20 protein-coding genes and 1 tRNA gene are annotated in these 21,905 nt (G+C 67.2%); 14 read left to right on the plus strand and 7 right to left on the minus strand.

Annotated features, from left to right (window positions below):
• Positions 1-12: 12 nt before the first annotated feature.
• Positions 13-1,281, plus strand: a complete 1,269-nt coding sequence (locus DD559_RS06160; RefSeq protein ID WP_116468410.1) for a dicarboxylate/amino acid:cation symporter — start codon at positions 13-15, stop codon at positions 1,279-1,281.
• 3 nt (positions 1,282-1,284) lie between these two features.
• On the opposite strand, the gene DD559_RS06165 is transcribed toward DD559_RS06160, so the two are convergent.
• Positions 1,285-1,884 carry a 2OG-Fe(II) oxygenase gene (locus tag DD559_RS06165; protein WP_116468411.1) on the minus strand — a complete coding sequence of 200 codons (600 nt, stop codon included), beginning with the start codon at positions 1,882-1,884 and terminating at the stop codon, positions 1,285-1,287.
• 86 nt (positions 1,885-1,970) lie between these two features.
• Positions 1,971-3,317, minus strand: coding sequence for a glutathione-disulfide reductase (gene gorA, locus DD559_RS06170; RefSeq protein ID WP_116468412.1), 1,347 nt, complete (start codon positions 3,315-3,317; stop codon positions 1,971-1,973).
• Positions 3,318-3,552: 235 nt separating this feature from the next.
• Between gorA and DD559_RS06175 the strand changes: the two genes are divergently transcribed.
• The 3 genes from DD559_RS06175 (at position 3,553) to folP (ending at position 6,693) form a co-directional block, all read left to right on the plus strand.
• Complete coding sequence (locus DD559_RS06175) at positions 3,553-4,122, plus strand: hypothetical protein (protein ID WP_116468413.1); 570 nt, start codon at positions 3,553-3,555, stop codon at positions 4,120-4,122.
• Between the two features lie 251 nt (positions 4,123-4,373).
• Complete coding sequence (locus DD559_RS06180) at positions 4,374-5,504, plus strand: site-specific DNA-methyltransferase (protein ID WP_116468414.1); 1,131 nt, start codon at positions 4,374-4,376, stop codon at positions 5,502-5,504.
• Between the two features lie 91 nt (positions 5,505-5,595).
• A complete protein-coding gene (folP, locus tag DD559_RS06185) occupies positions 5,596-6,693 on the plus strand; it encodes a dihydropteroate synthase (RefSeq protein WP_116468415.1) in 1,098 nt (365 codons plus the stop codon).
• On the opposite strand, the gene DD559_RS06190 is transcribed toward folP, so the two are convergent.
• A complete protein-coding gene (locus DD559_RS06190; RefSeq protein ID WP_116468416.1) occupies positions 6,678-8,105 on the minus strand; it encodes a sigma-54-dependent transcriptional regulator in 1,428 nt (475 codons plus the stop codon). The genes folP and DD559_RS06190 overlap by 16 nt on opposite strands.
• A gap of 161 nt (positions 8,106-8,266) precedes the next feature.
• Here DD559_RS06190 and DD559_RS06195 point away from each other — a divergent pair, with 161 nt between their 5' ends.
• The 6 genes from DD559_RS06195 to DD559_RS06220 all read left to right on the plus strand — a co-directional run bounded on the left by DD559_RS06195 (position 8,267) and on the right by DD559_RS06220 (position 12,559).
• Positions 8,267-8,404, plus strand: coding sequence for an aa3-type cytochrome c oxidase subunit IV (locus DD559_RS06195; protein WP_116468417.1), 138 nt, complete (start codon positions 8,267-8,269; stop codon positions 8,402-8,404).
• A 1-nt stretch (position 8,405) separates the two neighbouring features.
• On the plus strand, positions 8,406-9,527 hold the full coding sequence (locus DD559_RS06200) for an NAD(P) transhydrogenase subunit alpha (protein WP_116468418.1): 1,122 nt from the start codon (positions 8,406-8,408) through the stop codon (positions 9,525-9,527).
• Between the two features lie 80 nt (positions 9,528-9,607).
• Entirely contained in the window at positions 9,608-9,889 is a 282-nt protein-coding gene (locus DD559_RS06205; protein WP_116468419.1) for a proton-translocating transhydrogenase family protein, read from the plus strand.
• A 1-nt stretch (position 9,890) separates the two neighbouring features.
• Complete coding sequence (locus tag DD559_RS06210; protein ID WP_116468420.1) at positions 9,891-11,330, plus strand: NAD(P)(+) transhydrogenase (Re/Si-specific) subunit beta; 1,440 nt, start codon at positions 9,891-9,893, stop codon at positions 11,328-11,330.
• Between the two features lie 303 nt (positions 11,331-11,633).
• Positions 11,634-12,419, plus strand: coding sequence for a helix-turn-helix domain-containing protein (locus tag DD559_RS06215; RefSeq protein WP_240610143.1), 786 nt, complete (start codon positions 11,634-11,636; stop codon positions 12,417-12,419).
• A gap of 64 nt (positions 12,420-12,483) precedes the next feature.
• A tRNA-Val gene (locus DD559_RS06220) sits at positions 12,484-12,559 on the plus strand.
• An 85-nt stretch (positions 12,560-12,644) separates the two neighbouring features.
• Here the strand turns inward: DD559_RS06220 and DD559_RS06225 are convergent.
• Together DD559_RS06225 and DD559_RS06230 are read right to left on the minus strand one after the other, a co-directional pair.
• A complete protein-coding gene (locus DD559_RS06225) occupies positions 12,645-13,013 on the minus strand; it encodes a hypothetical protein (RefSeq protein WP_116468422.1) in 369 nt (122 codons plus the stop codon).
• A gap of 69 nt (positions 13,014-13,082) precedes the next feature.
• Positions 13,083-13,646 (minus strand): helix-turn-helix domain-containing protein, encoded by a 564-nt coding sequence (locus DD559_RS06230; protein ID WP_116468423.1) that lies wholly within the window; start codon positions 13,644-13,646, stop codon positions 13,083-13,085.
• Between the two features lie 90 nt (positions 13,647-13,736).
• Between DD559_RS06230 and DD559_RS06235 the strand changes: the two genes are divergently transcribed.
• A complete protein-coding gene (locus DD559_RS06235) occupies positions 13,737-14,198 on the plus strand; it encodes a DUF6456 domain-containing protein (RefSeq protein WP_206364560.1) in 462 nt (153 codons plus the stop codon).
• Here DD559_RS06235 and DD559_RS06240 read toward each other — a convergent pair.
• Complete coding sequence (locus DD559_RS06240; RefSeq protein ID WP_240610144.1) at positions 14,183-16,672, minus strand: DUF2339 domain-containing protein; 2,490 nt, start codon at positions 16,670-16,672, stop codon at positions 14,183-14,185. The genes DD559_RS06235 and DD559_RS06240 overlap by 16 nt on opposite strands.
• A gap of 100 nt (positions 16,673-16,772) precedes the next feature.
• Between DD559_RS06240 and DD559_RS06245 the strand changes: the two genes are divergently transcribed.
• Together DD559_RS06245 and dapF are read left to right on the plus strand one after the other, a co-directional pair.
• On the plus strand, positions 16,773-17,438 hold the full coding sequence (locus DD559_RS06245; protein ID WP_165831008.1) for a glutathione S-transferase family protein: 666 nt from the start codon (positions 16,773-16,775) through the stop codon (positions 17,436-17,438).
• A 33-nt stretch (positions 17,439-17,471) separates the two neighbouring features.
• Positions 17,472-18,416 carry a diaminopimelate epimerase gene (gene dapF / locus DD559_RS06250; protein WP_116468426.1) on the plus strand — a complete coding sequence of 315 codons (945 nt, stop codon included), beginning with the start codon at positions 17,472-17,474 and terminating at the stop codon, positions 18,414-18,416.
• Here the strand turns inward: dapF and DD559_RS06255 are convergent.
• Positions 18,413-21,142 carry a TonB-dependent receptor gene (locus DD559_RS06255; protein WP_116468427.1) on the minus strand — a complete coding sequence of 910 codons (2,730 nt, stop codon included), beginning with the start codon at positions 21,140-21,142 and terminating at the stop codon, positions 18,413-18,415. The two genes, dapF and DD559_RS06255, sit on opposite strands and share 4 nt — an antisense overlap.
• 258 nt (positions 21,143-21,400) lie before the next feature.
• Here DD559_RS06255 and DD559_RS06260 point away from each other — a divergent pair, with 258 nt between their 5' ends.
• Complete coding sequence (locus DD559_RS06260) at positions 21,401-21,892, plus strand: hypothetical protein (protein WP_116468428.1); 492 nt, start codon at positions 21,401-21,403, stop codon at positions 21,890-21,892.
• The last annotated feature ends 13 nt before the right edge of the window (positions 21,893-21,905 follow it).

Below are 21,905 nucleotides of genomic sequence, written 5' to 3' on the forward strand. Positions count from 1 at the left end.
TAAAGGGCGAGCATGTCGCAACCTACCCGTATTCTTCTTTCCCTGCTGGCCGGGCTCGCGGTCGGCGCAGCGCTGGCGGCCTTTTCGCCGCAATGGGGCCTTACCGCGGCGGGCTGGGCACAGCCCGTTGGACAGGCTTGGCTGAACGCGCTGCAGATGACGATCGTGCCGCTGGTCGTCGCGCTGCTGATCACCGGCGTCACCGCAACCGCCGAGGCCGCTGCCGCGGGGCGGCTCGCCGGCCGGGCCATCGCGCTCTACGTGACGCTGCTGTTCTGCTCGGCGCTGCTCGCCGCGCTGCTGACGCCGCTGTTCCTCCAGATCGCGCCGCTGCCGCAGGACTCCGCCGCCAGCCTGCGCGCCGCGCTGACCGGCGCCGAGAAGATCGGCCCCGTGCCCCCGCTGGGCGAGTTCCTCGCGGCGATCATCCCCGCCAACATCGTCAAGGCGGCAGCGGAGAACGCCTTCCTGTCGCTGATCATCTTCGCGCTGGTCTTCGCCTTCGCGATCACCCGCGTGGCGGCGGAATCGCGGGCGCTGCTCACCAATTTCTTCGTCGCGGTGCGCGACGTGATGCTGGTGGTGATCGACTGGGTGCTGTGGATCGGCCCCGTCGGCGTGTTCGCGCTGGCGCTGGTCGTCGGCGCCAAGGCGGGCACCGGCGCGTTCGGCGCGCTGCTTCACTATATCCTTATCGTCTCGGCGGTCGGGCTGGTGATCACCCTGCTCGCCTATCCCGCCGCCGTGCTCGGCGGGCGAATCGGCTTCTCCCGCATGTTCCGGGCGGCGCTGCCCAGCCAGGCGGTGGCGCTGAGCACCCAATCCTCGCTCGCGACGCTGCCGGTGATGATCGAGGGTGCCGAAGAGGTGGGCGTGCCGGTCGCGGTCTCGGGCGTCACATTGCCGCTCGCCGTGGCGATCTTCCGCTCGACCGGGCCCGCGATGAACTTCGCGGTGGCGATCTACATCGCCGAATGGTTCGGCGTGCCGCTGCATCCGGCGACGTTGCTGCTGGGCGCCGTCGTCGCCACGCTGACCTCGCTCGGATCGGTCAGCCTGCCCGGCACGGTCAGCTATGTCAGCGCGATTTCGCCGGTCGCGGCGACCATCGGCGCGCCGATCACCCCGCTGGGCCTATTGGTCGCAGTGGAAACGTTGCCGGACATCATGCGCACCGTCGGCAATGTCACCTGGGATCTGGCAACGACGATCTGGCTGTCGCGGGGTGCCGGCAAGGTGCCACGCAGCACAGGCGACGATCTGATCGCCCATGATAGCTGATCGTCAGCGGCGGCGCTCGGCGATCCCGGTGCTGCGCCGCCCCAGCGTCTTGAACATCAGCGTGATCCGCGCCGTGTCGCCCGCCCCATAGATCGGCCGGGCAACATGCGGGATCGTGCCGGGGAACACCACCAACCGATCGGGCTTGGGCACCACCGCCTTGATCACCTCTGCCACGTTACGGCTGAAGAACAGCGTCTCGCCACCCTGATCGGCGCACCATTCCGCCTGCGGATAATAGATGGCGGTCAGATGCTCGCGGCAGTCGGAATCCTGATGCACCCCGCCGCCGACCCCCGCCGGCATCGAATTGGCATAGCAGCGCGACAGCATCTGGTGCTTCAGCGGCTTGCGCAGCAGTTCGCGCCATACCTCGGCGATCACCGGCGCCATCATCGCCAGCTCGTTGCCGATCGCATCGGGATCGCGGTCTTCCTGCGCGCTGCGCTGATAGCCGGCGAAATGCTTATACGAATAGCGCGGCGCATCCGGCCGATCCGACGAATAGGCGCCATGCTTCCAGCCCGGCTGATCCAGGAATTCCCAGACACGCTGCCGCTGCGCTTCGCCCAGCACATGGTCCAGCACCAGGATGTCGTTCACGGCAGCGTCTCCGGATCAGCAAGCGATATGCGCCCCCCTACCGGATATGGATGTACGGCTCTTTAACCAGTCCGTCGGCGAAACGCCTATTTCAGCAGTACCAATTCCTCGGCCATGGTCGGGTGCAGCGCCACGGTGGCGTCGAACGCGTCCTTGGTAAGCCCCGCCTTCACCGCTACGGCGGCCGCCTGCAGGATCTCCGGCGCGTCCGGCCCGATCATGTGCAGGCCCACCACGCGGCCGGTCACGCCATCGCAGATCATCTTGTAGAGCGCCCGCTCGTGCCGCCCGGCGAGCACGTTCTTCATCGCCCGGAAGTCCGAGGTATAGACCTTCACCGAACCGAGCGTGTTGCGCGCTTCACCCTCGGTCATGCCCACCGACGCGATCGGCGGGTGGCTGAATACCGCGCTTGGAATGCAGTGGTAATCCACCTGATGCGGCTTGCCGCCGAACATCGTGTCGGCAAAGGCCTGGCCCTCTCGGATCGCCACCGGGGTCAACTGCACGCGGTTGGTCACGTCGCCTACCGCATAGATGCTGGCGACCGAGCTGCGATTGTCGGCATCCACCTTCACCGCGCCCTTGTCGTCCAATTCGACGCCCACCGCTTCCAGGCCAAGCCCCTTGCTGTTGGGCACGCGGCCGGTGGCGAACAGTACGCAATCGACGTCGATCGGCTCGTGGTTGGTCATCGATACGCGCAGGCTGCCGTCTTCCTGCTTCTCGATCTTCTCGAACTCGGCGAAGAAGCGGAATTCGATGCCCTTGGTCATCGAGATCTGGAGCAGCCGGTCGCGGACCTGTGCGTCATAGCCGCGCAGGATCACGTCGCTGCGGTTGACCAGCGTCACCTTCGACCCGAATTCGTTGAAGATCCCGGCGAACTCGTTGGCGATATAGCCACCGCCGGCGATCAGTACGTGCTTGGGCAGCGTTGCCAGGTGGAAGACTTCGTTGGAGGTGATGCCATAGTCGCTGCCGGGGAAGCTTGGCACATGCGGATGCGCGCCGGTGGCGATCAGGATCGTCTTGGCGGTGACCGCCCGGCCGCTTGCCAGCGTAACCTCGTTCGGGCCGGTGACGGTGGCGCGTTCGTGCAGGATGGTGACGCCGTTATTCTCCAGTCCCTGAGTGTAGAGGCCGTTGAGCCGATCCACGTCCGCCAACACGTTGTCCCGCAGCGTCGGCCAGTCGAACCGGCAATCGGGCACGTCCCAGCCGAAGCGGCGCGCGTCCTTCAGGTCCTCCGCGAAATGCGCGCCGAAGATCAGCAGCTTCTTCGGCACGCAGCCGCGGATCACGCAGGTGCCACCGACGCGATACTCCTCCGCCACCGCGACCTTGGCGCCATAGGCGGCCGACATGCGCGAGGCGCGCGTGCCGCCGGAGCCGGCGCCGATCACGAAAAGGTCGAAGTCAAAGTCGGACATTGTTATTGCACTCCTGGACGGTGGACCGTCGAAACCTGCCCCTCATGCGCGACAAGGCGCTCAGGTGCGATCTTTATGTTGGTCCGCATGGGGATGGCATCCTTCCCGCCAGGCGTTCACATAGGAAAGGCCCGGGGGGTGGGCAAGCGAGGCTGTGCCCGGCAAATTTTGCCTAGTGCGGCCCTGCCTGCCCCCGCCGTCCTACAATGCAAGGATAGCAGCGGGAGGAGCGGGCATGGCGTATCTGGGCAGCATCGTGCGAGGTTCGGCCGGTGGGTTCCAACCGACGACACGCTATGATCCCGTGCTGGCCGAACTGTTCCGCGAGGCGATCGTGGGGCCGGCGAGCTTCCACGAAATGGCGGCGATGGTCCGCTATGCGGAATCGCGCGGGCTGGGCGCAATCCGCTTCCGCTTCGACGACGAAGCGGGGCTGACCAGTCCCGCACACCCGCTGCATGTGGCCTTCCTTGCAACGCTCCGTGACCCCGTGCTGGCGAGCGACTTCGCCGACCTGGGCGAGATCGCGCCGTGGCGGGAGCGAGCGCTGGCGGTGCGGCTGCCTTCCGACATGTTGGGGGCGCGGCCCAGCCGCACGGCGATGCGTGGCGCGATCACCGCCATAGGCAGCTCGTGCGAGGTGCGCGTCGCGCTATGCGTGGCAGCGCGCGTCCGATTCGGCGGCGAGGCCGAATGGTTCGGCCGCGAGGCGCAGGCGCTGTACGAAATGGGGCTGTTCCCCCAGGCGCGTGCCCGACTTGCAGCGAGTGTCTCGGGCGGCGGCGAGGCCATTGCAATCGGTTGAGACGTTGGCGGAACGTTCCAGCTTATCCACAGGTGTGGAAAATTTTCGACGCGCGGAAACTGAGTCTTTTCGGCCACACCCACCAGCGCTTGGGCCTGTGGATAACTTCTTGACTCAAGATATGGCGGGTGCCGAAATGTTCCGCCGGCCCAACCGCCTGCCGGAGGTCACCGCCCGGCGATCCCCCCTCTTGACGGAGGAGTCGCTCGGCCCCGAATAGGGATGCCTTTTGAGCGAAGGGGCAATGATTCATGGGCGTGTTGGAGAAGGTCAAACGGGCGGGTGCGCGCGTCGCGAAGCAGGCGCCGGCCGTGCTGCCGCTGGACACGATCCTGCGCCAGGATTGCATCGAGGCGATGCGCGGGCTGCCCGACAAGTCGATCGACATGATCTTCGCCGATCCGCCGTACAATCTGCAGCTGGGCGGGGACCTCAACCGTCCCGACGGCAGCCATGTCGACGCGGTGACCGACGAATGGGACAAGTTCGACAGCCTCGCGGCCTATGACAAGTTCACCCGCGAATGGCTGGCGCAGGCGCGCCGCATCCTGAAGGACGACGGAACGATCTGGGTGATCGGCAGCTATCACAACATCTTCAAGGTCGGCTCGGCGATCCAGGACCTGGGCTTCTGGATCCTCAACGACATCATCTGGCGCAAGGCCAACCCGATGCCCAACTTCAAGGGCACGCGGTTCACCAACGCGCACGAGACGCTGATCTGGGCGTCGAAGGGCGAGAAGTCGCGCTACACTTTCAACTATCGCTCGATGAAGACGCTCAACGACGAACTGCAGATGCGCAGCGACTGGGAATTCCCGATCTGCAGCGGGCAGGAGCGGCTGAAGAAGAACGGCCACAAGGTCCACCCGACGCAGAAGCCCGAGGCGCTGCTGTATCGTGTGCTGCTCGCCTGCACCAAGCCGGGCGACGTGGTGCTCGATCCCTTCTTCGGCACCGGCACCACGGGTGCGGTGGCCAAGCGCCTCGGCCGGCACTGGATCGGCATCGACCGCGAGGGCGTGTACGTGGAAGCGGCGCTGGAGCGCATCGCCGCGGCGCTCCCGCTCGACGAAAGCGCGCTGCAGACGATGCAGGCCCCCAAGGCCGCGCCGCGCGTGGCGTTCGGCCAGCTGGTCGAGAATGGCTATCTGGCGCCCGGCACCGTGCTCAGCGACCACAAGGCGCGCTGGCGGGCGACGGTGGGCGCGGACGGCTCGCTCAGCTGCGACGGGCAGGCGGGCTCGATCCACAAGCTGGGCGCGACGCTGCAGGGCGCGCCGAGCTGCAACGGCTGGACCTTCTGGCATTACGAGGACCAGGGCGGCCTCAAGCCGATCGACGCGCTGCGCCAGACGTACCTGCTCGCGACCCAGCCGTGAGGTTTTCTCCTCCCCCTTGCGGGGGGGAGAGGGGTGCGCTGGCGGCGAGTGCGCGCTTCCCTGGTCGGCGTTCAACCGGTAGCAGTCCCGGATGCTCGATCTTCCCGCCGCCGCCCGCCTCTATCTCCGCCCGATCCAGTTCGTCGACACCCCCATCGGCGGCGACGGCGCGGTCGCGCGGCTGGCGGGTGGGCTGCTCTGGTTCTCCGCCTATGAACTGATCGTCGTGGAAGGCTGCACGCGCATCCGCCAGCGCGTCGTCTCGATTGCGGAGGCTGAGGCGGATCCCCGCCTTGCGCCCATCGCCGCGCGCATCACCGCCTCCCGCGTGCCGCTGACCCTCGGCACCCGCACGCTGCGGTTCGATCAGCCGCAGGTGATGGCGATCCTCAACATGACGCCGGACAGCTTCTCAGATGGCGGCAAGCACATGGGCGATCCCGCGGCGGCCGCGCAGTCCGGCGTCGAGATGAGCATCGCCGGCGCAGCGATCCTCGATGTCGGCGGGGAGTCCACCCGGCCGGGTGCGGAAACCGTGTGGGAAGGGGACGAAATCGCCCGCGTCGTGCCGGTGATTGCGCGGCTGGCGGCGAGCAGCGCGGCGATCTCGATCGACACCCGCAAGGCCGCGGTGATGGAGGCCGCGCTCGCCGCCGGCGCGCATCTCGTCAACGACGTGTCGGCGCTGCTCTATGATGATCGCGCGCTGGAGGTGGTGGCGCGCGCCGACTGTCCGGTGGTCCTGATGCACGCCGCCGATCCGAAGCGCGGCGCCCAGGGGAAGGGCGGGTACGCCGATCCGCTGATCGAAGTCTACGACTGGCTGGAGGCGCGCGTAGAGGCCGTGGTTGCGGCCGGCGTTGACCGGGCGAAGATCGTGATTGACCCCGGCATCGGCTTCGGCAAGTCGCTGGCGGACAATCTGGCGCTGATGAACGGGCTGGCGCTGTTCCATGGGATTGGATGCCCGATCCTGCTGGGTGCCAGCCGCAAGCGGATCGTCGGCGCGCTGGCGAACGAGGCGCCGGCCGAGCAGCGGCTGGGCGGATCGCTGGCGCTCGCGCTGAAGGGCGCGGCGTTAGGCGTGCAATTGCTGCGCGTGCACGACGCGTTCGAAAGCGTGCAGGCGCTGCGAGTGTGGCGCGGCATGGAGGATGCCGCGCGCACCGCGCCTCACGCCGCGCTTTGATCGATCCCCAGTTCGCCGAGCTTGCGGTACAGCGTCGAGCGGCCGATGCCGAGGCGACGGGCGACCTCGGTCATCCGGCCGCGATAATGGCCGATGGCGAGGCGGATCACATCGGCTTCGATCTCGTCGAGGGGACGCAGATTGCCGTCGGGATGGAACAGGCTGATGCCGGCGGGGCTGGCCGCCGCGGCCGTCGGTCCTGGCGTGGCGGCGCGGCCCAGCGTCAATTGCGCGATCTGCGGGAAATTCTCGTGCGTCAGCCCTTCTTCGTCGCATAGCACGGCGGCCCGGAAGAGGGCATTCTGCAGCTGGCGGACGTTGCCGGGCCAATCATAGCTGCCGAGCAGGCGCAGCGCATCATCGGTGATCGAAAGCGCCCGCAGTCCCGGCTGTTCGGCAATCCGCCCGAGCAGATGGCGGACCAGCGCGGGAATGTCGCCGGCGCGTTCGCGCAACGGCGGGATGGTGACCTGCACAACGTTCAGGCGATAATAAAGGTCTTCGCGGAAACGTCCCGCTTCCACTTCGGCGAGGAGCGGCACATTGCTGGCCGCGACCACACGTACGTCCACCTCGCGGGGATGCCGGGCGCCGAGCGGTTGGATCTCGCCGGTCTGGAGAACGCGCAGCAGCTTCACCTGCGCTTCTAGCGGCATCTCGCTGACCTCGTCGAGGAAGATGGTGCTGCCATCTGCATCGACAAAGCGGCCGATCTTGCGTTCGAACGCGCCGGTGAACGCGCCTTCTTCATGCCCGAACAGTTCGGATTCGACGAGATTGGCCGGGATCGCGCCGCAGGTCACACAGATCAGATCCTTGCGGCCGCGTGGCGAGGCATCGTGGATCGCTTCCGCCACGACATGTTTGCCAACGCCGCTTTCGCCTTCGATCAGCACTGGCACGCGGGCGCGCGCGGCCTTGGCGGCAATGGCAAGCGCGGCGCGGAACTGGGGTGCGGCGCCGACGATGCCGGCAAAACCGAGATTGGCGGTGAGCTTTTCGGTGAGGGGACGGAGTTCGCCGGCGCTGCCGCCGCCGAGTGCGACTTCCAGCGCGGCGAGCAGGCGCTCGGAAGCGATCGGCTTGACCAGGAAATCGCTGGCGCCGGCACGCATCGCCGCCACGGCCGCAGCGACCGAACCGTTCGCCGCGAGCACCAGAATCGGCATGGCGGGCCTGCGCGCCCGCAGATCGGCGATCAGCGCCGACGCATCCGCATCGGAACCCGAATGATCGAGGATGACGGCATCGACCGCCAGCCCGTCCGGCGTTGCCAGAGTCGACAACGCGGTGGCGGCGTCATCGGCAAACAAGGTACGCCAGCTGCGGCGCGAAGCGATCGCGGCCACCAGACGTCGCTGCGCCGGTTCCGAATCGATCAGCAACAGAAGGCGCTGTCCGTTGCGCGTCATGCAGACTCCCGTCCCAAATGTCCCGTTTCGAACCGCATCTTTAGGGCCGATCGGTAAAGTTCGGCTTAAGCGTCCGCGAACCAGTTCTTGGGCCCGCGGGGTTGAGGGTCGGCGACTCAGCGGTATAAGACATCGCGTACCTTTGGAGAGGAAGCTGATCCATGGCGGAAACGGGCGAAAACGTCGGCGAGGTCCAAGCGCATCTCGATACTTTCCACGGCTTCACTGCGTTAATGAAATGGGGGACGGTCATCGTTTTGCTAATCGCTGCCTTCGTCGTCTTCCTGATCGCACATTGACGTGAAGATCGCCGTATTGAAAGAGGCCGCGCTTGCAGAGCGGCGGGTTGCGGCTACGCCGGAAACGGTGAAGAAATTCATCGGTTTACAGGCCAATGTAGCAGTAGAGGTGGGCGCGGGACTTGCTGCATCCTTTGCAGATGCGGCCTATCGCGACGCCGGGGCAACGCTGGTTTCCCGCAGCGAGGCGCTGGCCGGGGCCGATATCGTGCTGGCGGTGCAGGGGCCGGATCCCGACAGTCTTGCTGGTGTGAATGCCGGCGCGTGGCTGGTCGCGGGGCTGAATCCGTTCGGCGAACGGGCGCGACTCGATCGCTACGCTGCGCTGGGGCTGGAGGCGCTGGCGATGGAGTTCATGCCGCGTATTACCCGTGCCCAATCGATGGACATCCTGTCGTCACAATCCAACCTGGCGGGCTATAAGGCGGTGCTGGATGCTGCCGCCGAATATGATCGTGCCTTTCCGATGATGATGACGGCGGCCGGCACGGTGAGTGCGGCGAAGCTGTTCGTGATGGGGGTGGGCGTTGCCGGTCTGCAGGCGATCGCCACCGCGCGGCGGCTGGGCGCGCAGGTTTCCGCTACCGATGTGCGCGCCGCCACCCGCGAGCAGATCCTGTCGCTGGGGGCCAAGCCGATCTTCGTGGAGAATGTGAAGGGGATCGAAGGCGAAGGCACCGGCGGCTATGCCACCGAGATGAGCGACGAGTACAAGGCCGCGCAGGCCGAGCTCGTTTCCGCGCATATCGCCAAGCAGGACATTGTGATCACCACCGCGCTGATTCCGGGGCGCCCGGCGCCGCGGCTGATCAGCGATGCGCAGATCGCCAGCATGAAGCCCGGCGGCGTGATCGTCGACCTTGCGGTGGAGCAGGGTGGGAACGTGGAAGGCGCGGTGGCGGGCGAGATCGTCGAGCGCCACGGCGTGAAGATCATCGGCCATCGCAATGTGCCCAGCCGGCTGGCTACCGATGCCTCTGCACTGTTCGCGCGCAACCTGTTCAACTTCCTTTCCGCCTTCTGGGACAAGGAAGCGGGCCGGCCTGTGCTGGACGAGGAGATCGGCAACGCCGTGCGGGTCACGCAGGGCGGCAAGGTGGTGCACGAGAGACTGTTGCAATGACGCCTGTCGCGTTCCCCCACCATTCCCGTTCCGAGGAGGATCTGTGCCCAACCGCGTGTGGGCCGGATCAGGAGTAGATCATGGATTTCATCTCGATCCTGTCGGTCTTCGTGCTGGCGTGTTTCGTCGGATATTACGTCGTCTGGTCGGTGACGCCGGCGCTGCACACGCCGCTGATGGCGGTGACCAACGCCATTTCGTCCGTGATCATCGTCGGTGCGCTGGTCGCTTCGATGGCGGCCGGGGCGGAGATCGCCAAATGGCTGGGGCTGGTTGCTGTCGCGCTCGCCTCCGTCAACATCTTTGGCGGGTTCGCCGTCACCGAGCGGATGCTCGCCATGTACAAGAAAAAGGAGCGCTGAAATGCCTGAGGCGCTGCCTGTAAATCCTTGGGTCTCGCTGGCCTATCTGGTCGCCGGCGTCTGCTTCATCCTGGCGCTGCGGGGGCTTTCCAGCCCTGCGACCAGCCGGCGGGGCAACCGGCTGGGCATGATCGGCATGGGGATCGCGGTGGTCACCACCTTGATTACCCATGACATCGCTAGCCCGATCGAGCTGGCAGCGGCGATCGCTATCGGTGGCGCGATCGGCTTCGTGACGGCGCGCCGGATCGCGATGACGGCGATGCCGCAGTTGGTGGCGGCATTCCACTCGTTGGTGGGCCTTGCCGCCGTGCTGGTCGCGGCCGCGGCATTTCTGAACCCGGTGGCGTTCGGCATCGCGCAGGTGATCCGCCCGATCTTCGGTCCCGACGTGGTGACGATCCTGCCGGTGAGCCGGATCGAGATGAGTCTTGGCGTGGCGATCGGTGCGATCACCTTTTCCGGTTCGGTGATCGCGTTCCTGAAGCTGAACGGCAATATGGGGGGCAAGCCGATCCTGCTCCCGGGCCGCCATGTCATTAACCTGGCGCTGCTCGCGGCCATCCTGGGCCTGGTGGTGCTGTTCGTGGAAGATCAGTCACCCTGGATCTTCTGGACGATCACGGTACTGAGCTTCGCGATCGGTTTCCTTCTGATCGTGCCGATCGGCGGGGCGGACATGCCGGTCGTCGTGTCGATGCTCAACAGCTATTCGGGCTGGGCGGCGGCGGCGATGGGCTTCACGCTGCATAATTCGGCGATGATCATCACCGGCGCGCTAGTGGGCAGCTCGGGCGCGATCCTTAGCTACATCATGTGCAAGGCGATGAACCGCAGCTTCGTGAGCGTGATCGCCGGCGGCTTCGGCGGCGACGCCGGCGGCGGCGCGAGCGGTGCCGCAGCGATCGACCGGCCGTGGAAGCGCGGCTCGGCCGACGACGCCGCGTTCCTCATGTCACAGGCCGAGCAAGTCATCATCGTTCCCGGCTATGGCATGGCGGTGGCCCAGGCCCAGCACGCGCTCCGCGAAATGGGCGACAAGCTGAAGGCGCACGGTGTGCGGGTGAAATATGCGATCCATCCCGTCGCAGGGCGGATGCCGGGCCATATGAACGTGCTGCTGGCAGAGGCCAACGTGCCCTATGACGAAGTGTTCGAACTGGAAGATATCAATTCCGAATTCGCACAGACCGATGTCGCCTTCGTGATCGGTGCCAACGACGTTACCAATCCCGCGGCCAAGACTGACAAGTCCTCACCCATTTTCGGGATGCCGGTGTTGGATGTGGAAAAGGCGAAGACTGTATTGTTCATCAAGCGTAGCATGGGTGGTGTGGGCTATGCTGGCGTGGATAACGAACTATTCTATCGGGATAATACTATGATGTTGTTGGCGGACGCGAAGAAGATGGTGGAAGAGATTGTGAAGGCGATCGAGTAGCTGCCGACCCGGCGCGGCTTGGTCCGGATCGGACGGAAACCCGGCGGCGGTACGGATGGTTGATCCGAAATGGAGGAACTCCTTCTCCGTCGTTCCGGACCGTTGCTGCAAGGGTGGGGAACGGACGCCGAGCCGAGGGGGAGAGACATGCACGAGGTGGCGCTGGACGCAGGGGACATAGCGGTTCGTTACGATCAGGCGTCGGAGAGGGCGGTGATCGTGGCCGCGCCGGGCGCGGGTTCGGAGGCTGCCTGCCGGGCGGCCGCGCTGGCGGGATATCGGACACCCCCCCCGATCGATCCCATGGCTGCCTTGATCGAACAGGACCTGATCGGCGGTGCGCAGATGGTGCTGCTGGAGGTGGCGGACCTGGACTGGTCGCTGGCGGAGCCGTTGCTGGCCACGATCGGCGCGCTGGCGGAAGCGTGGCAGATTCCCATGATCGCCACCGTGGCCCTCGCGCAGATCGATGGCGCCGCCGCCCTGTTGCCGGAGGGGTGCGTGCTGCAATGCCAGCCGAGCGATTCCGACCGGATGGCCGCCGCCCTGTTGCTGCGGCCACCGGCGACGGCGCGGCTCCATGACAGCGCGCGCGACACAGACATGGTGCGGATGCGCCGGTTCCAGGAGGAAGTCGCCCGGATTGCGGAGTCGCTTGCCCGGTTGAGCCGGGCGGACATGGGCGAGGTTCCGGCGCTGGTGCGCAACGACAGCATCGCTTTCCGCCCCACCGACGATGAGGCGCCCAGCGCCCAGGAAATCCGGCGGGTGATTCGGGCACGCCGGATGCGCGCGGACTATTTCCAGGCGGAGCTTTTCGCCGATCCTGCCTGGGACATGCTGCTGGACCTGTTCGCGTCCGAACTCGAGCATCGCCAGGTCTCCGTCTCCAGCCTGTGCATCGCGGCTGCGGTGCCGCCGACGACGGCGCTGCGCTGGATCGGCACGATGAACGAGAGCGGCCTGTTCGAGCGCCGCGCCGATACCAACGATCGCCGCCGCGCCTATATCGGATTGACCGATCGGGCGCGGGACGGAATGCTGCGCTATGTGAGTGCGGTGAAGCGCGCGGGACTGAATTTGGCTTGAGGGGCTTGCCCTTCGCGTCCGGCTTTGGCATCGGCATCGAACGCGGTCGCCTTGGCGGACCCGCGGGCGGTTAGCTCAGTTGGTAGAGCATCTCGTTTACACCGAGAGGGTCGGCGGTTCGAGCCCGTCACCGCCCACCATCTTCTTCTTCCATTCCTTCCATCCATCGGGCCGTGCCGGCACCGAGAAGCGGACGCCTGCGGCGCCCGCCCTGTAGCGCTACGTTCAGTTCACCTTGTATGTCGGCTTGCCGCCCGTGAAGGCGATGATGACGTAGCTGTACTCGCACACATTGATGGTGGACCAGATCGCGCTGCTCTTATCTTCGAACGTCGCGCGCAGATCGAATTTGCAGACCGAAGGCGATTTTTCGAAATGCACCGTCGTCTTCCCGCCGGGCTTGACCTTCCCGGTCTTGTTGAGTTCGGTATCGACCTTGTTCTCGGCCCAGACCCCGCTATCGGAGGGAGCGACTTCGATCTTCTCGATCGGCTTGCCGGTGTTGTTGGTAAGCAGGAAATCCCAGTCGTCGGCCAGCGCAGGGCTTGCCGCCGCGAGAATCGCCGCGGACGCGATGATTGCCAGTTTCTGCATGGTCTTCTTCCCTCCTGTTGCGCAGCATTTTGCGCCCAACCGAGGCTGTGGGCAAGGGCGGAACAATGCCTATAGCGTGCGGACCAATCGGACCGCGACGGCGATCCAGGCCGGATCGACCACCACCTGCTGCCGGCTCCCCGCGCCCGGCGGCAGCAATTGCAGCCGATCGCCTTCACGCCCGATCAATCGGCCGAACAGGAAGCGGCCGGCGGGCCGGGGCACCAGCACGTCGCGGTTGAGCGCCCGGCTGAAATCGTTCGGCGCAAGCCGTTCGCACCAGATCGCATCGCCCGCACGATATTCGCCGACGCTTGCCTCCACCGCGACGGCGATCGTGCCGGGTTCGGGCCGTGGCGGCACCAGATGCGAGGGGCGGCGGGGCGCGTGGGCGCCATCGGCTTCGAGGAGCGCCGCGACGGGAATGTCGGGCCGTTCGGGAAGCTGGACGAGATCGGCAGCGTCGACATCCAGTGCCGCCGCGATGCGATTGAGCCAGGCGACCGAAACGGTGCGCGTGCCGGTTTCCAACCTGCCGATCGTCTGTGCCGTTGTTGGCGGCACGCAGCGGCGGGCGACATCGTCCAGCGTCAGCCCCTTGGCGCGGCGCACTTCGCGGATGGCCGTTATCATCGCCTGCTCCTAACCAAATCGGTTTTCTCCTTTCCTACAGATACGCCCCCATGGCAAGAGGGGTGATCCGGAACAAAAGGAGATCATGTGGTGCAGGATCGAGTGGAGCGGGTGCTGGATATCGATGCCAAGGGACGTGCGCGCCGGCAGGTGACGATGAACCTCGCGGAATCGCCGCTGCAATGGCTGCGCGCGCGGGGGCATGTGGATGCCCGCCAGTTCGAAGCGGGGGAGCGGCTGCGCGGGGACTATGAGATGGCCGCGATCGGGCCAAGGGTGACGATGCGCTGGGATCCGGCCCCCCGCGCGCCCGGACGGCGCAGCGCTCCCGAGCCGATGGACCCGACGCTGGCGCAAATCGCCGCCAAACGCCGGTTCGACGCCGCGATCGGCATCGCCGGCCGTGGCCTGGCGGATATCTTGTGGCGGGTGGTGTGCGCCGGCGAGGGGCTGAGCGATGCGGAACGCGCGCTGGGCTGGCCCAGCCGGGCGGGCAAGCTGGTGCTGTGCCTCGCGCTCGACCGGCTGGCGGACCATTATGGGCTGCCGTGATCGGCCAGCGGCGCAACGGCCGGGCGGGCGAGGAAGCGGCTATAGGCCCAGCCGATCGCGATCAGCGCCACGCCCAGCCCCAGGAAAGACAGGATGCGCAGCAGCCCGTCCAGTGCGGCGGCGTCGATCAGGAACACCTTGAAGGTGGTACAGGTGAGCAGGACGAGGCCGGCAATGCGCAGATCGTGGCGCGCGGCGGTGATGCCGCGCACCAGCCACGCCAGCGCGACGCCGAGCAACGCCGCCGAATAGCCGCCATTTTCGAAGCTGCCGATCGGGCCGGTGAGGATCGGGCCATGCGTCCACTGGCGGACGGCGGCGAACGCGGCGGCCAGGGTGAGCAGGGCGGCGGCGATCCGCCAGCGCGGATGGGGCAGCGTCCAGCACCAGAAGGCGGCAAGCGCGAAATGCACCAGCGGCAGCGGGCCGCTCCACTGCGCCACGAACACCGGATTGACCATCAGCCCATCGAACAGCACGATTCGGCCCAAGCCGAGCAGCAACAGCGCCAGGCCGAGCGACGGCAGGCGGCCGGCGCGGGCGAGCGCCCAGCCGGCCGCGAGACAGGCCTGGGTGATCAGCGCGCGTTCGACAAAGCCCCAGGCGAGGAAGCGTTCGGGCGTGGCGATGGCGAGCGGCTGTTTGGCGAGCGCATAGAGCAGCATCAGGCCCAGCCCCGCCGCCAGCGGCGCGGTCAGCCGTCGGGCGGCACCGAACTGGCGGGGATCGGCGAGCAGCGCGATCGCCGCCAGGATCGGCAGGCCAAGGGTGCGCAGCAGATCGGCGAGCGGCGGCAGCAGCGGATAGGCGATGCGGGTGCCGCTTGTCGTTTCGAACACCAGCCCGATGAGCCCGAACAGTTGCGGGGCGGCGGCGACCAGCGCGGCAACCAGCGGCAGCACCGGCAGCGCGAACAGCGCCGGCACCCGATTCTGCCGCGCCCAGACGCCGAGCAGCAGCAGCGCGGCGGCGAGCGGCAGCGCGACCCACTGGTCCGGCACGAACTGCGCGAGCGCGACGGTGCCGAGGAGCGCGGTGGCCAGCGTGATGGCGATCAGCGCGCGGCCCTCCGCTTCGGTGCGCAGCGGCGCGGCGAGACGGGCGCATGCTGCGGCTGCGGCGGCTTCGAGCAGCCCCCAGCCCCAGCCGGGCAACAGGGCAGGGGCGAAAAGATGCGCGACCAGCAGCGGGCCGCCGGTGCCGAGCAGCGCCATCAACAGCCAATCCCGGCTGCGCCGCGCCAGCCATTGGCCGGTGCCGCCGAACAGCAGCGTGGCGACGAGGGCCGCCAGCGGGGTGGGGCCGGCCGCCGGGGCGAGGAGCGCCAGCCCCTCGAGCGCGAGCAACAGCACCAGGCTGGCCAGTGCGCCGGGCAGATAGGCCGCGTCGCGCCAGGCAAGGGCGAGCGCCGCTGCGGCGAGCACCAGATAGAAGCTCCAGGCGAGCGCGCCGAATTCCAGCCCCGGCGCGATCACCACCAGCTGGAGCAATCCGGCAAGCAGCGGTGCCAGCCGGAGCCAGCGGCTGCGGATACCGGCGGCGGGCAGCGCGGCGCTGGCGCCGCCGGCGAGCAGCATGGTGAAGCCGCCGACCGAGGAGAGATTGCCGCTGCCACCGAGCACCGCGATCAGAAACTGTGCCCAGGCCAGGCCGGCGAAGCTGGCGGCAAAGGCCAGCCAGCCCCAGCCGCGATGGACCGCCAGCCCGAACAGCGCCGCCACGAACAGGCCGAGATACACCAGCAGCGGGCCGATGCCGGCGGCGTCGAACCCGGCGACCAGCGGCGCGAGGAAGCCGCCGGCCAGCGCCATCACCGCCGTGGGCGGGCCATGGCGCAGCGACAGCGCCATCGCTGCCAGCGTGACCAGCACGACGAGGACGAAGGCGGAAAGCGGCGCGACCAGATGATAGAGCGCGGCGGCCATGTAGAGCGTGCCATAGAGGCTGGCGATGCCCGCGCCGGCGAGTGCCTGGCCCAGCCGCGGATCGTCGCGCGTTGCCGGCAATCGCCGCACCGCCTCGCTGGCGGCGACCAGCGCGACGCCGAACAGCGCGGCGATCGTCGTGCGGGCGGCGGGGCCGAGCAGCCCCTGTTCGATCGAATAGCGGACGAGGAAGAAGCCCGCGAGCACCAGCGCGACGCCGCCGATCCAGATCGGCAGCCGGCCCCCCACCAGCGATTCGAAACTGAGCCGCGGCAGCGCGAAGCGCGTCCTGGGCTCGAGCGGCGCATCTTGCAGCGATTCCGGTTCGCTGCGCAGGGCCGGTTCGGGCACCGGCGGCGGGGCCGGAACGGCGCGCGCGGTGGCGGCGGCCGGACGGGGGATCGGCGTCGGCTGCGTGCGATCGTGCAGGCGGGCGAGTTCCTCCGCCATCGCCTGCACGCTGCGCTCCAGCTGCGCGATCCGGGCCTGGAGCAGGAGAAAGCCGAACGCGGCGGCACAGGCGACAAGCAGGAGGAGCGAACCGATCATCGGCACCAGCTTGGCACGCCTCCGCGACAATGTCGCGCATCGGGGGCGCGACGTGGCGCGATTTCGGCTATGCTGCGCGCCATTACGGGGAGAATTGCCGATGATCGTCTATGGTTCAACGCTTTCGCCATATGTGCGCAAATGCATGGTATTCGGTGCGGAAAAGGGGCTGGAACTGCAGCTGAAGTTCGCCGGGCCGGGCAGCCCCGACCCCGAATTTCGCGAGGCCAGCCCGTTCGGCAAGATGCCCGCCTTTCGCGACGGGGACTTCACCATCGCCGATTCGACCGCGATCGTGACCTATCTCGACGCCAAGTTTCCGGAGCCCAACCTGATCCCGCTGGAACCGCAGGCGCGGGCGCGCACCATCTGGTTCGACGAAATGGCCGATACGCTGATGATGGCGGCCGGCGGCGCGATCTTCGGCAACCGGTTCGTCAAGCCGCGGGTGATGCAGCTTCCTTGCGACCACGACGCCGCCGACCAGGCCGAGAAGGAACAGCTGCCGCCGCTGCTGGATTATCTGGAGCGCATGATTCCGGACAGCGGCTTCCTGGTCGAGGATCGCTTCACCCTGGCCGACATCTCGGTGGCGAGCCCGCTGGCGACCCTGGGGTGCATCGGCGTGTGCGTCGATCCCGCCCGCTATCCGCGGACCGCCGCCTATGTCGATGCGATCCATGCGCGGCCGAGCTTCGCCACGATCATCGCGCGCGACCGGGCGCAGGTGGCGGCGATGGGCGGGGGCGCGGTGCGCGCGGCATAGCCAAAGCGCCGCGCACGCCCTAGATGGGCGGCCATGCGCATCCCCTTCATCAAATGCCATGGTTCGGGAAACGACTTCCCGCTGATCGACGCCCGCGCGTTGGCGCTGTCCGAAGCCGATTGGGCGACGCTTGCCTGGCTGCTTGCCGACCGGGCCGGCCCGGTCGGCGGCGACGGGCTGCTGGCGCTGGTGCCGGGCGACGATGCCCATGCGTTCGGGATGCGGATGTGGAACACCGACGGGTCCGAAGCGGAAACCTGTCTCAACGGCCTGCGCTGCACCGCGCGGCTCGGGTTCGATCTGCTGGGCATCGACGCCGCGCAGGTGAAGCTGAAGACCAGTTCCGCCCGCGTGGCGCGGGAGGAGGATATCGCCCCCGGCGTCGCGACGATCCGCACGCTGGTGGGGCCGAATGCCACGCGCGCCGCCGATGTCGGACTGGTGGGCGCGCCAGACCAGGTGCTCGATGCGCCGATCGACGGGTTGCCCAATCCGCGTCGCTTCACGGCGGTGGCGATGCCGAATCCGCATCTGGTGACGTTCGTCGACCAGGTGGACGAGGCGGAACTGGTGGCGCTGGGCAGCTGGTGCGAGCGCCGGCCGGCGCTGATCCCGGCGCGGGCGAACGTCTCGTTCGTCGAGCAGCGCGGGCCGACCAGCCTGTTCGTGCGGACCTTCGAGCGCGGCGTGGGCCTGACCGACAGCTGCGGCAGCGCGATGGCCGCATCGGTGCTGAGCGCCGCGCTGACCGGGCGGGTCCCGTTCGCGACCCCGATCGCCGTGTTCAACCGCGGCGGGATGGTGCGCGGCCAGGCGGAGGTCGATACCCGCGTGCTGCTGAGCGGGAATGCGACGTTCGAAGCCGAGCAGGCGGTGGCGGTGGACTTCGCCGCGGGCACGCTGGGCCCGGTCGAGACGCTGCGCGCGCGCGCGGCGGAACGCAGCGCCTGGGCCGCGGCGGTGGCGGCGCTCGCCTAGAAGCGCGAGCGCAGCGTGAGGCCGTAGGTGCGCGGCTCCGCGAGGAACGATCCGAACAGCGTGTTGCTCGCGGCAAAGGCCGGCGCGCCGAACGCCTGGACCTGCGAGCGGCTGCCCGCCCCCTGGAAGGGCAGGTTGAACGCGACCTGCTGATAGTTGGTATCGAGCAGATTCTGCGCCCAGAGCTCGAGCGCCCAGCGCTCGTCCTTGCCGCGCACGCCGATGCGGGCGTTCATCAGGAAGAAGCCATCCTGCAGCTTCTCCACGAACAGGTCCGAACCGGTATTGTAGTCGCTGGTCAGGCGGCCATCGATGTAGAACAGGCCGGTCAGCCCCGAGCCGCCGAGCGCCGGCGTCCACGTCACCGCGCTGGTGACGGTGTGGCGGGGGGCGTTGGACATCTGCGCGCCCGAAAGCAGGAACAACGCCGCGTTGAGCGGTTCGCCCGCCTTGCTGCCGACCAGGTTCCGCTGATATTTGGCGTCCGCCAGCGTATAGCCGAGGTTGACGCTGAAATCATGCGTCGGCGTGAGGCCGACTTCGATTTCGACGCCCTGCGTCACCACGCCCTTGCCGACCTTGCCGGCGCACGCGCCGCTGGCCGAGGAATTGTCCCGATCGGCGCCGTTCAGGGACGTGCTGCAGCCGCCGATATTCTGGACGATGAAGTTGGTGCCGTTGAACGTGTTCAGCTGGAAATTGGTGAATTCGGAGCGATAGAGCGCGACATTGGCGGTGAGCTTGTGCGCGCTGTATTTCAGCCCGAGTTCATAGGCGTTCACGGTTTCCGGATCGAAGCGCAGGTTGCGCACATCGCCCGCAACCGGCGTGGCGAACACCGTGGCGGTGAGATCCGACCGATCGAGATTATAGCCGCCCGCCTTATAGCCCCGCGCATAGGATCCATAGAGCAGCGTCGCGTCGTTCACCTTCCACGACAGCACGCCGGTGCCGGTCAACTGGCCTTCCTTCAGCCGATCGTTCAGACCCAGGCCGGTGAGCGCCGCGGTGGAATTGCCCGTGCAGCTGAGCGTGATCAGCGCGCCCGCGAGCGATTGCAGCGTGGCGTTCGGGCTGCGCAGCAACGGCGCCAGCGCCGCCTGCTGCGCCGGGCAGACCGTATTGTTGTTGTTGAACCCGGCCGAAAGCGTCTTGGCTTCCCGCGTGTACCGTATGCCGACCGTCGCGCTGAAGCGATCGGTGACGCGGTAGATGTTGTGGGTGAACAGCGCCCAGTTGTTGCTGGTCTGATCGTAGAGATCGAGCAGGCTGCCGCGATCGTTGAGCGTGCTCAGCCGATCGATGCCGCCGACCACCTGCGGCCCGACGGCCGGGGTGAGAGCCGCCCGCCCCGCCGCGCTGAGGCAGCCCGGACGGCTGGGATCGCGCAGCACCGCCGCCGGATTGAGCGTCGCCACCATCCGGCAGGCGGCAAAGGCACCATATTGCGTGCCGAACCGGAGATTATCGGCAACCCGCAGCTTTTCATGCGCATAATAGCCGCCGACCAGCCAATCGAGCTTTCCACCCAGGATCGTGCCCGAGAAGCGGCTTTCGTGGGTGAAGGTGTGGAACTGGCGATAGCTGTTCCCGTCCTTCGGGCGATAGACGAGATCGACATTGCCATAATCGATATCGGCCGCACCGCCCGACTTATATTCGCGATAGGCGGTGAGCGAGGTGAGCTGGGTATTGCCGATATTCCAGCGCACGCGCGCCGACACGCCATAATCGGTGGTGAGGTTCGAATAGGCCCGCCCCGGCGTGAAGGCGATCTTGCGGTTATAGGGATCGCCATCGCTGGGCAGCACGCCGCCCATGCTGCGCAGGATCGCCGCGACCCGGTTGCCGGCCGGGTTGATCGCGAAATCGCCGGGCGTACCGGGCGTCGGATCCAGCTTCTCCGTCGTATCGACATAGACCGCGCCGCAGCATTTTTCGTCCCGGCGCGTATAATCCGCGATCAGGCGGATCGCGAGATCGGGGTTCACCTTGTACAGGAGCTGGCCGCGCACGAAGACGCGGTTGCGATCATTGTAATCGGTGTTGTTGACGACATCGCGGAGAAAGCCGTCGCGCTTGGAATAGACACCGTCGATGCGGAAGGCGAGCGTTTCGTTGACGATCGGCCCGGTCAGCGCCCCCGACAGCCGAACCGCGTTGTAATTGCCGTAGCTCGCCTCGGCGAAGCCGCCGAACTGGAATTCGGGCAGCTTGGTATAGATGCTGATCGCACCCGCCGAGGCGTTGCGGCCGGACAGCGTACCCTGCGGCCCGCGCAGCACTTCGATCCGTTCGATTTCGCCCAGATCGTTGAGGCCGGAGCCGGTACGGCTGCGGTAGATCCCGTCGATGAACACCGCGACCGAGCTTTCCAGGCCGGGATTGTCGCCGACCGTGCCGATGCCGCGGATGCGGGCGGCGGCATTGGCTTCCGATCCGGTGGACGAAACCAGCAGCGAGGGGGCCAGCTGCGTCATCTGACGGATATCGGTGGCGCCGGAATTCTGCAGCGCCAGCTGGTTGAAGGCCGAAACCGCGATCGGCACGTTCGACAGCCGTTCGGAACGGCGCGTGGCAGTGACGACAATATCGGCGCTGTTGGGCGGCGGCGCTTCGGCGGCATCCTTGGCGTCCGCTGCCGATCCACGCAGATCCTGCGCGGCGGCGGGACTTGCGAATATTGCCAACGCTGCGGCCGAAACGAGCAAAGCAGACTTCGACATTCGTCATCCTCCCGCGGCGTCTTCGCACCTACGTTCGGTAACTAGTCGGAAAAGCGATAACCAATCGTGAAAATCACGGGGGTGGGCCACCCGTACTATTCCGGAGGCGATAACCAAATGGGTTATTTCCCTTGAAATCGTCACGCTAATATGGCACAAAACAGGAACGCTGAAGAATTGCGAGTCGCGGATGGCGACCCGCTGGAACGGGCCGGGCAGGCAGTTGCCGCGGCCCGTTCGCATTTCGGGAGAGAGCGCGTGGGACTGACGATTTCGGCAGGCAACCAGCGGCGGCGGCAGATGCAGCACGTGAAGATAGCCGGCTGGACGAGCGAGAAGCGGCAGACCTTTCTCGACACGCTGGCGGTGACCTGCAACGTCAACATCGCCTGCGCGGAGGCAGGCATGTCGAGATCCGGCGTCTATCAGCTTCGCCGTCGCGACCAGGAGTTCGCCGCGCTTTGGCGCGAAGCGCTGCTGATGGGCTATGATCGCCTGGAGGAGCGGCTGCTGCGCCGTGCCGGTGCAGGCGTGAACGATATCGACTTCGGTGGCGGCGACGCGCCGGAGGCGCCGCTCGATGCCGAGCTGGCACTAACGTTGCTCCGCGCCCACCGGCCAGCGGTGGAGGGCCGACGCAAGCGGCGGGGCGGGGAAATCCACCGCATGAGCCGCGAGGAGGCAGAGGCCGCGCTGTCCAAACGACTGGATGCGCTGGAGAAACGGCTGAAGGCGGAGCAGGGCAAGTGAGCAACCCGCTCGA

Origin of the sequence: Sphingomonas pokkalii, assembly GCF_003096275.1 — a bacterium.
Taxonomy (GTDB): Bacteria; Pseudomonadota; Alphaproteobacteria; order Sphingomonadales; family Sphingomonadaceae; genus Sphingomonas; species Sphingomonas pokkalii.

Coding starts and splice junctions, on each gene's coding strand:
- DD559_RS06160 (WP_116468410.1), top strand. CDS start 13: ATGTCGCAACCTACCCGTATTCTTCTTTCCCTGCTGGCCGGGCTCGCG.
- DD559_RS06215 (WP_240610143.1), top strand. CDS start 11,634: ATGGCTGCCTTGATCGAACAGGACCTGATCGGCGGTGCGCAGATGGTG.
- DD559_RS06230 (WP_116468423.1), bottom strand. CDS start 13,646: ATGATAACGGCCATCCGCGAAGTGCGCCGCGCCAAGGGGCTGACGCTG.
- dapF (WP_116468426.1), top strand. CDS start 17,472: ATGCGCATCCCCTTCATCAAATGCCATGGTTCGGGAAACGACTTCCCG.
- DD559_RS06205 (WP_116468419.1), top strand. CDS start 9,608: ATGGATTTCATCTCGATCCTGTCGGTCTTCGTGCTGGCGTGTTTCGTC.
- DD559_RS06175 (WP_116468413.1), top strand. CDS start 3,553: ATGGCGTATCTGGGCAGCATCGTGCGAGGTTCGGCCGGTGGGTTCCAA.
- DD559_RS06225 (WP_116468422.1), bottom strand. CDS start 13,013: ATGCAGAAACTGGCAATCATCGCGTCCGCGGCGATTCTCGCGGCGGCA.
- DD559_RS06240 (WP_240610144.1), bottom strand. CDS start 16,672: ATGATCGGTTCGCTCCTCCTGCTTGTCGCCTGTGCCGCCGCGTTCGGC.
- DD559_RS06210 (WP_116468420.1), top strand. CDS start 9,891: ATGCCTGAGGCGCTGCCTGTAAATCCTTGGGTCTCGCTGGCCTATCTG.
- DD559_RS06190 (WP_116468416.1), bottom strand. CDS start 8,105: ATGACGCGCAACGGACAGCGCCTTCTGTTGCTGATCGATTCGGAACCG.
- DD559_RS06245 (WP_165831008.1), top strand. CDS start 16,773: ATGATCGTCTATGGTTCAACGCTTTCGCCATATGTGCGCAAATGCATG.
- gorA (WP_116468412.1), bottom strand. CDS start 3,317: ATGTCCGACTTTGACTTCGACCTTTTCGTGATCGGCGCCGGCTCCGGC.
- DD559_RS06255 (WP_116468427.1), bottom strand. CDS start 21,142: ATGTCGAAGTCTGCTTTGCTCGTTTCGGCCGCAGCGTTGGCAATATTC.
- folP (WP_116468415.1), top strand. CDS start 5,596: ATGCTCGATCTTCCCGCCGCCGCCCGCCTCTATCTCCGCCCGATCCAG.
- DD559_RS06195 (WP_116468417.1), top strand. CDS start 8,267: ATGGCGGAAACGGGCGAAAACGTCGGCGAGGTCCAAGCGCATCTCGAT.
- DD559_RS06180 (WP_116468414.1), top strand. CDS start 4,374: ATGGGCGTGTTGGAGAAGGTCAAACGGGCGGGTGCGCGCGTCGCGAAG.